Below are 7712 nucleotides of genomic sequence, written 5' to 3'. Positions count from 1 at the left end.
GTGCAGACCCGGTCGTGGCGCGCTTCTTCTTCGAATACGGCAGCGGCCTGAACGAAGATCCGGGCACCGGTTCGGCGTGCGCCAACCTGGGTGGCTGGCTGCGCGCAACCGGGCATGCGTTGCCAGCAACCTTTCGCATCGAGCAGGGCGCGGCGGTGGGGCGGCCGTGCCATCTCTCGCTGCAGGTCGATGCCGATGGCACCATCCACGTCGGCGGCCGCGTGATCGAGATCGGGCGCGGCACGCTGAATCTCTAAGCCGCCGGTTCCACCTGCTTGGTGAAGAACGTCGTGCCGCAAAACGCGCCGTCCGGCATCAGCGCGTAATTCGGCACGACGCCCACGCGCTGCCAGCCGGCGCGCGCGTACAGCCGCTCCGCGTCGCCGCCGGTGACGGTGTCGAGCACCAGCACGGTCTTGCCTTCGGCGCGCGCCACCTCGTCCACGGCCGCCATCAAGCGCTGCGCGATGCCCTGGCGGCGAGCGCGGCGGTGGACCAGCATCTTGGCCACATCGGCGCGGTGCGGCTGGTTCTCGGGTTGCGCCAGGATCAACTGCACGGTGCCGAGGATGGCGCCGGCCGCATCCTCGGCAATCAGCAGCGCGCGCTCGTCACGCGCCACGCCTTCGGCCACACCGCGCCAGAATGCGAGCGCCTTGTCGCGCGGCAACGGCCACATGAAGCTGACCGAGGCGCCACCTTCCACACAATCGACTAGCACGTCGGCCAAGGCTTCTGCGCAGGCGGCGGCTTCGTTGGGGCCGATGCACCGGATGTTGATGCCGTCGCTCATTCAGGCCTCCGCACAGTCGGAAACGGCAGGATGGACAGCGCCACCAGATAGCGCGCGCGCCGGTTGGACGGGTTGCGGTAGACGATCGGGCGGTCCAGCTGCATCGCCAGGCAGTCGCCCGTCTCCAGCCGCCACTGCGTGTCGCCGACCGTCATCTCCATCGCACCCTCGATCACCCAGACCTGCTGGTGGATCTCGGCATCGCGCGCGCCGGTGTCGTAGGCCACGCGCTGTCGCGGCGGAAACTCGACCTCCACCAGTTGGATGGGCGAACGCACGGCGGGCGACAGGTTGCGGCGGATGTACCTGGAGGCCGGGTCGGTCCACACCGGCTGGTCGGCCGCACGCGCCATCGGCGAGGGTTCGGCTGCCGGCGCGCTGTCTTCAAACAACGAGGCGAGCGTGACGCCCAGCGCAGAGCTGAGCTTGTCGAGCACGGTAGCCGTGGGGCTGCTCTGGCCGCGCTCGATCAGGGAGATGGTCGAGCGGCTGACCTGGCTGCGTTCGGCCAGCGCGTCGAGCGACCAGCCTTGCGTGTCGCGGAGTTCGCGCACCCGGCGCGCGATACGTTGATTGATATCCATGATGTCTAGTTTAATGGAAAAACAAATCCAGTAAACTAGAACGTGGAGGGGGGCCGTCACGCGGTGATGCGCGCAATGGCGCGTTCTCGCGTGCTGCGCTAGTTAGTCCATCCGCCGTACCATCGGCGGCAGCCAGGAGCCGTCCAGCGCGGCCTCCTTGGGCCACGTCAGCTGCATGCGCAGCAGGAACGGCCCGATCGGCGGCGGCAGCCAGTTGTTGCGCATGCCCTTGGGCGGCGCGCGCTGGATCAGGATGTCGAGCGAGCCGTCGCGGTTCAGGCGCGGGTGGTCGGCTTCACTCAGCATGTTGCGCAGGTCCGGGTGCGAGGCCATGCGGCGTGGTTGCTGCACGGCGGCGACGGCCCAGCCCGCATTCTCCGGCGGCAACTGGCCCGCATCGAAATGCAGCACGTAACGATGCGTGCTGTCGAACGGCATGCCGTTGACGTCTTGCGTGGCGGTGGCGATCAGCATGTCCTGCGGCAGATCGGTGCCGCCGCCGGCCCATGCCACGATGGCGCGCTGCGCGTAGTCCAGGCCATACGCGCCGATCCTGCGCGGGATGAACCAGCCGCTCTGCGCGATCGTCGGCTGCTTGACCGCAATCGACAGGCTGTTGCGCGCGGTGGCCACGGCGGCCTCCACCACCTGCGCATTGGCGGAGCCCAGCGCGGCGGCATCGAATGGCGCACCGGGCATGATGCCAAGTGTGCGCAACGTCTCCACCATGGTGGAATCGGCCGGGTGCGGCGGGTTGTCCTTGAGCAGCGCGGCGAAGCGTGTGAAGTAGGCACTCGCCGCGAGCGCCGTCACGCGCTCGCGTGCGGCGTCCAGGCTAGCGCTGCCGGCTTCGGCCTTCTCGGGCTCGGCCTCGGGGTCGCGTGCGGCGGGTTTGCCGAAGTCTTCCAGCGGTGTGAGGCGGTAGCGGTCCTGCACGCGGCGCGCGGCGGACTCGTCGGGCATGCCGGCCACCTGCGTGCGCGCGACGATCCACACCAGCATGGTGGGGGCGGGAATCGCCTTGACGCCGGCCGGCAGCGTGCCCTGCCAACCCGGCGGCGTGATGGCGTAGTGCGCGGCGCGCGCGCCGGTGGTGCGGTTGCCGAGCGATTCGAAGATATCGTGCCAGGCGTCATGCAAGGCCACCCAGAGATGGCGACGGCCGACATCGGGCAGGCTCAGCACGATCGGGCCGCTGTGCAGATCGACAAAGGCGCTGCTGGCCAGCACATCCACCCGTGCGCGCACGCCGGCGGGCAGCGCCTCGTCGTCCAGCGCGCGCTGGTGCAGGAAGCGGCCGGTGGGGGTTTGCGCTGCCGAGGTCTGCAGCAGCGCATCCGTCATCATCAACGGAAAGGCATACACATAGGCAGACTTGACCGCCATGTCGAGCGCTTGCGGGTTGCGTTGCGCGACAACTGGCGGCGGATCATCAGGTTGAGTGGCGCAGCCCGTCAGGGTGAGGGCGGCAATGCTCAGCGCCAGGGCGGCCAGCCTTGTGAGCGGGCGCGCGGGCGCATGGCCGTGCGTCATCGTGTTCTCCTTCTTGTTGGTGCGCGCCAACAGGGAGCCAGACGCCTGTCGAACATCCCCCCAAAGGATGCGTGCGCATACGGTTGCGCGGTCGCCCATCCTCAAGCGCCACGCTATCGTTGTGAGACCTTTGACTGTAGGAGCGCCCCCTGCACAAATCAAGCGTTGTGCGGTGGGGGATACCTGCGCCGATTTGCGCCGGCGCGGTGCGTTACAAACGCAGGTGTAGCGCGAGCCGCAGCTTGGCCGCGTCGTACTCGGCCTTCATGCGCGCGACGATCTCGCCCGCGGGCGGCAGGTCGGCAATCTGGCCGACACCCTGGCCGGCGCCCCAGATGTCTTTCCAGGCCTTCGCCTTGGCACTGCCGTCGCCGAAGTTCATCTTGGTCTTGTCCGCCTCGGGCAGCGCCTCGGGGTCCAGCCCGGCCAGTTCGATGCTCTCGCGGATGTAGTTGCCGTGCACGCCGGTGAAGAGGTTGGTGTAGACGATGTCGGACGCCGCCGCGCGCAGGATGGCCTCCTTGTATGTAGCGGCAGCGTGCGCTTCCTGGCAAGCGATGAAGCGCGTGCCGATGTAGGCGAGGTCCGCCCCCATGGCCTGCGCGGCGAGGATGGCGTCGCCGGTGGCGATGGCGCCCGACAGCGCGATCGGCCCGTCGAAGATGCGCCGCACCTCGCCCACCAGCGCGAACGGCGACAGCGTGCCGGCATGCCCGCCCGCCCCGGCGGCCACCAGGATCAGGCCGTCGACCCCGGCTTCGAGCGCCTTCTCGGCGTGGCGCAGGTTGATCACGTCGTGCAGCACGATGCCGCCGTAGCTGTGCACGGCATCGAGGATCTCCTTGACCGGCGCGCGCAGCGAGGTGATGAAGATCGGCACCTTGTGCTTCACGCAGGTGGCCACGTCCTGCTCCAGCCGCGCGTTGGAGTGGTGCACGATCTGGTTGACCGCCAGCGGCCCGACCACGTCGTGCGGGTGGGCCGCGCGGTGGGCGGCGAGGTCTGCGTTGATCTGCGTAAGCCAGTCGTCCAGCACCTCGGCCGGGCGCGCATTGAGCGCCGGAAACGCCCCGACGATGCCGGCCTTGCACTGCGCCAGCACCAGTTCCGGATAGCTGACGATGAACATCGGCGAGCCGATCACCGGCAGCGTCAGGTGTTGCAGCACGGGCGGCAGATGCTTGGCGGCGGGCATGGCGTCTCCTGGTGTGGGCGGACTCGTCGTTCGATTATAGGCAGCGCCCGCCACCTCCAGCGTCAACTGCGGCGTCGGGTGCGCGTGCGGCTTTCGCGCTAGCATGCGAGGCCCGCTTCGCATTTCACCATGCCCGACAGGAGACCCGCATGACTGCACCGCTGTCCATCGACGCTGCCACCGCTGCGGCGGATCGCGCGCTGTTCCCCGGCTTCCGGCCCTTCCGCCAGGCGGTCAATGGGGTCGAGATCGCCGGCGTGATCGGCGGCAGCGGCCCGCCGCTGCTGTTGCTGCATGGGCATCCGCAAAGCCACGTGATCTGGCACAAGGTGGCGCGCGAGCTGGTGCGCGACTACACCGTCGTCGCCACGGACCTGCGCGGCTATGGCGCGTCGTCCAAGCCGGCCGGCAGCGCCTCGCACGTGGAATACAGCAAGCGCGCGATGGCGCAGGACCAGGTGGACGTGATGCGCGCGCTGGGCTTCGAGCGCTTCCAGTTGTGCGCGCACGATCGCGGCGCGCGCGTGGCGCACCGCCTGTGCGTCGACCACCCCGAGCGCGTCGAGCGCGCCATGCTGCTCGACATCGCCCCCACGCTGGCGATGTACGAGCAGACCGACATGGCCTTCGCCTCGGCGTATTGGCACTGGTTCTTCCTGATCCAGCCGTCGCCGTTTCCCGAGACGCTCATCAATGCCACGCCGGATTTCTACATCGGCAAGCTGATGGGGTTGCGGCACGCGGGGTTGGAGCCGTTCGCGCCCGAGGCGATGGCCGCCTACGCCGCCGCCATGCGCGAGCCGGCCTGCGTGCATGCAATGTGCGAGGACTACCGCGCGGCGGCCACCATCGACCTGGAGCACGATCGCACGGATCGCACAGCAGGCCGGCGCATCACGGCGCCGCTGCGTGTGCTGTGGGGCGAGCATGGCGTGATCCAGCGGTGCTTCCAGCCACTGGCGCTGTGGCAGGCCGTGGCGGGGGACGTGAGCGGTGGCACGGTGCCGTGTGGGCATTACGTGCCGGAGGAGGCGCCTGCTGCTTTGCTTGCGGAGATGCGGGCGTTTTTTGCTTGAGGCGGGAGACTCAAGCCTCCGCCCACTCCCGCAACAGGTTGTGATACGTCCCCGTCAGCGCAATGACGGAGGGGTCTTCCTGCCCCAGCAACCCCATTAGCCGCTGCAGTTCCAAATCCATCTGGAACAGCAGCGTGCGATGCGCATCGCTGCGCACCATGCTCTGCAGCCAGAAGAACGAACACACCCGCGCGCCGCGCGTGATGGGCGTGACGCGGTGCAGGCTGCTACTCGGGTACAGCACCATGTCGCCGGCCGCGAGCTTGACTCGGTGTTCGCCGAAGGTGTCGTCGATGACGAGTTCGCCGCCGTCGTAATCTTCGGGCGCGGTCAGGAACAGCGTGCACGACAGGTCGCTGCGGATGCGGAAGTCGGTGCCGCGCAGATGCCGCACGGCGTTGTCGACGTGGTTGCCGAAGGTCTGGCCGCCGGCGTAGCGGTTGAACAGCGGCGGGAACACCTTGAGCGGCAGCGCGGCGGAGAAGAACAGCGTGTTGGCGGCCAAGGCATCCTGGATGAAGGTCCCGACCTCGCGCGCGGCGGGCGAGCCTTCCGGCAACTGCATGTTGTGCTTCACCTGCCCTGACTGGGCGCCGGCAGTGACCTTGCCGTCCACCCACTCGGCGGCGTCGATGACGGTGCGGCAGTGCGCGACCTGGTCGCGGGTCAGGACGGCGGGAATCTTCAGCAGCATGGGAGATCGGTTTCGAGCAGGCCGGCCAGCGTGCGCAGGCGCGCATCGGGATGGCCAGCGAGAAAGTCGTGGGCCTTTGCGAGGAAGGCGGGGGTGGCGGTGCGGGGTACGGCCTGCATCCACGTGCGGGCGTCGTCGGCGCGGCCAGCGAGCGCAAGCAGGCGCGCCGCGTTGAACTGGCCACGGAAGTCGCCGCCCTCGGCCGCGCGCAGGTAGCAGCGCAAGGCCATCGCCGGGTCGGCGTCCACTTCCCAGCCATCCTCGTAGAAGCCGCCGAGTACGTTGACCGACTTGGCGTGCCCCTGCGCAGCGGCGGTTTGGAATAGCGCGAAGGCCTGGGCGCGGTCCTGCGGCACACCGCGTCCGAGCTGCAGGCTGGTGGCGTAGTTGTACTGGCCCCAGTCGAGCCCGGCTTCCGCTGCGCGGGCGTACCAGTGCGTGGCGGTCTTGTCGCAGGCCGGCGCGCCCCAGCCGTGCTCGTAGCAGCGGCCGAGCATGTTGGCGGCCATGGCGTGACCGGACAGCGCGGCGGTCTTGAACCAGAAGAGGGCTTCGATCGGGTCTCGCTCGACGCCCCGGCCATCCAGCAGCCACTGGCCGAGGATGGCTTGCGCTTCGGTATGCCCGCGCTGGGCGGCGCCGGCCAACCAGCGCGCCGCGCGGTCGGCCGGGCCGGTCAGCACGGCATGGATCGCGTCGACCACCGCCGCATCAGGCGCGGCAGTTGCAGCGTGCATGGACATCAGTACCGGATGCCCAGCGTCAGGATCGCCGCGCGCCCCGGCGCGATCGACGCATAGTGCGACGTGTAGGCCTGGTTGAAGTAGGTCTTATTGAACAGGTTTTGCACGTTCAGTTGCAGGCTGGTGTGCTTGTCGATGCGGTAGGCGGCCATCGCATCGAAGCGCCAGTACGCCGGCACCCACTTGTTGGTGGCCTGGCTGCCCCACACCTTCGACACGTAGTACGCGCCGCCGCCCAGCGTCCACTTCGGCGTGGGCTGGTAGGTCGTCCACAGGCTGAAGCTGTTCTTGGGCGTGTTGGGGAATTCCTGGCCGTTGGTCATGCCGAACGCCGCACCCGCGCCGCCGTTGTTGCGCAGCTCGCTCTTCAAATACGTGTATCCGCCGAACACCTGCCACTGGTTGGTGAGGGCGCCCGACCAGCCGAGCTCGAAGCCGTCGACGCGCTTGTCGCCGGCCATGGCGGCAAAGCCGCCGGGCAGGATGATGCGCGCGTTGGTGGTCTCGATGCGGAAGATGGCGGCGGTGAGCGCCAGCTTGTTGTCGAGCACGTTCCACTTGGTGCCGAGTTCGTAGGCGCGGTTCTTCTCCGGCGCGAGCACGTTGCCGTTGTTGCCGGAGCGGTCCGGCGTGAGCCCGTTCGGGTCCTGCCCCTGGCCCGCCATCGAACCCGACGGCGTGGACGACGTGCCGTACGCCACGTAGATGCTGCCGTTCTGCGCGGGCTTGAAGACCAGGCCGAACTGGTAGTTCAGCAGGTTGTCGTCACGCGAGAACGAGGTGCGCACGCCCTTGGCGTCTGCCGAGGTGGTGGCCGACGCCGAGTAGCGGTCGTAGCGCAGGCCGCCGTTGATCTGCCAGCGCGGCGACAGCTCGATGGTGTCGAACACGTAGGCCGACTGCGTGCGCACCGTCGTCTCGGCCGGGTTGTTGGCGCGCGCGATGCTGCCGGCCAACGGGTCGTTCGGGTTCGGGCTGAACAGGCTCGTGCAGTTGTAGCCGCCCGCCGCGCCGGTGCCGTTCGGGCAGCGGTTGCTGCCGGCGGCGACGTTGTAGGTGTCGTTGCTGCTGCGCTCGCGCGAGAACTCCAGGCC

Annotated in this window: 9 protein-coding genes; 2 read left to right on the top strand and 7 right to left on the bottom strand. The window is 68.7% G+C overall.

Annotated features, from left to right (window positions below; genetic code table 11):
• Window positions 1–257: PhzF family phenazine biosynthesis protein (locus QZ609_RS22170; protein WP_295499572.1), on the top strand; the 257-nt coding region annotated here is incomplete at its 5' end.
• Here the strand turns inward: QZ609_RS22170 and QZ609_RS22165 are convergent.
• The 4 genes from QZ609_RS22165 to QZ609_RS22150 all read right to left on the bottom strand — a co-directional run bounded on the left by QZ609_RS22165 (window position 254) and on the right by QZ609_RS22150 (window position 4105).
• Entirely contained in the window at window positions 254–793 is a 540-nt protein-coding gene (locus QZ609_RS22165) for a GNAT family N-acetyltransferase (protein WP_295499570.1), read from the bottom strand. The two genes, QZ609_RS22170 and QZ609_RS22165, sit on opposite strands and share 4 nt — an antisense overlap.
• The gene (locus QZ609_RS22160; RefSeq protein WP_295499568.1) at window positions 790–1377 is read right to left on the bottom strand and encodes an XRE family transcriptional regulator; all 588 of its coding nucleotides are present in this window, start codon (window positions 1375–1377) and stop codon (window positions 790–792) included. The genes QZ609_RS22165 and QZ609_RS22160 overlap by 4 nt, the downstream gene beginning before the upstream one ends.
• 102 nt (window positions 1378–1479) lie before the next feature.
• Entirely contained in the window at window positions 1480–2910 is a 1431-nt protein-coding gene (locus QZ609_RS22155; protein WP_295499566.1) for a DUF1254 domain-containing protein, read from the bottom strand.
• Window positions 2911–3121: 211 nt separating this feature from the next.
• A complete protein-coding gene (locus tag QZ609_RS22150; protein ID WP_295499564.1) occupies window positions 3122–4105 on the bottom strand; it encodes a nitronate monooxygenase family protein in 984 nt (327 codons plus the stop codon).
• A 149-nt stretch (window positions 4106–4254) separates the two neighbouring features.
• Between QZ609_RS22150 and QZ609_RS22145 the strand changes: the two genes are divergently transcribed.
• A complete protein-coding gene (locus QZ609_RS22145; RefSeq protein ID WP_295499563.1) occupies window positions 4255–5181 on the top strand; it encodes an alpha/beta hydrolase in 927 nt (308 codons plus the stop codon).
• A gap of 10 nt (window positions 5182–5191) precedes the next feature.
• On the opposite strand, the gene QZ609_RS22140 is transcribed toward QZ609_RS22145, so the two are convergent.
• From QZ609_RS22140 to QZ609_RS22130, 3 genes are all read right to left on the bottom strand, one after another.
• Window positions 5192–5875 (bottom strand): Fe2+-dependent dioxygenase, encoded by a 684-nt coding sequence (locus QZ609_RS22140; RefSeq protein WP_295499561.1) that lies wholly within the window; start codon window positions 5873–5875, stop codon window positions 5192–5194.
• On the bottom strand, window positions 5866–6618 hold the full coding sequence (locus QZ609_RS22135; protein WP_295499559.1) for a tetratricopeptide repeat protein: 753 nt from the start codon (window positions 6616–6618) through the stop codon (window positions 5866–5868). Before QZ609_RS22135 ends, QZ609_RS22140 begins: the two co-directional genes overlap by 10 nt.
• The coding region (locus QZ609_RS22130; RefSeq protein WP_295499557.1) for a TonB-dependent siderophore receptor at window positions 6618–7712 on the bottom strand (1095 nt) is incomplete at its 5' end. The genes QZ609_RS22135 and QZ609_RS22130, both read right to left, overlap by 1 nt.

The organism is uncultured Ralstonia sp. (assembly GCA_913056305.1).
GTDB lineage: Bacteria > Pseudomonadota > Gammaproteobacteria > Burkholderiales > Burkholderiaceae > Ralstonia.
The sequence above is the reverse complement of the archived record's forward strand: the minus strand, read 5'-3'. Positions and strand labels throughout refer to the sequence as shown.

Coding starts and splice junctions, on each gene's coding strand:
- QZ609_RS22165 (WP_295499570.1), bottom strand. CDS start 793: ATGAGCGACGGCATCAACATCCGGTGCATCGGCCCCAACGAAGCCGCC.
- QZ609_RS22160 (WP_295499568.1), bottom strand. CDS start 1,377: ATGGATATCAATCAACGTATCGCGCGCCGGGTGCGCGAACTCCGCGAC.
- QZ609_RS22155 (WP_295499566.1), bottom strand. CDS start 2,910: ATGACGCACGGCCATGCGCCCGCGCGCCCGCTCACAAGGCTGGCCGCC.
- QZ609_RS22150 (WP_295499564.1), bottom strand. CDS start 4,105: ATGCCCGCCGCCAAGCATCTGCCGCCCGTGCTGCAACACCTGACGCTG.
- QZ609_RS22145 (WP_295499563.1), top strand. CDS start 4,255: ATGACTGCACCGCTGTCCATCGACGCTGCCACCGCTGCGGCGGATCGC.
- QZ609_RS22140 (WP_295499561.1), bottom strand. CDS start 5,875: ATGCTGCTGAAGATTCCCGCCGTCCTGACCCGCGACCAGGTCGCGCAC.
- QZ609_RS22135 (WP_295499559.1), bottom strand. CDS start 6,618: ATGTCCATGCACGCTGCAACTGCCGCGCCTGATGCGGCGGTGGTCGAC.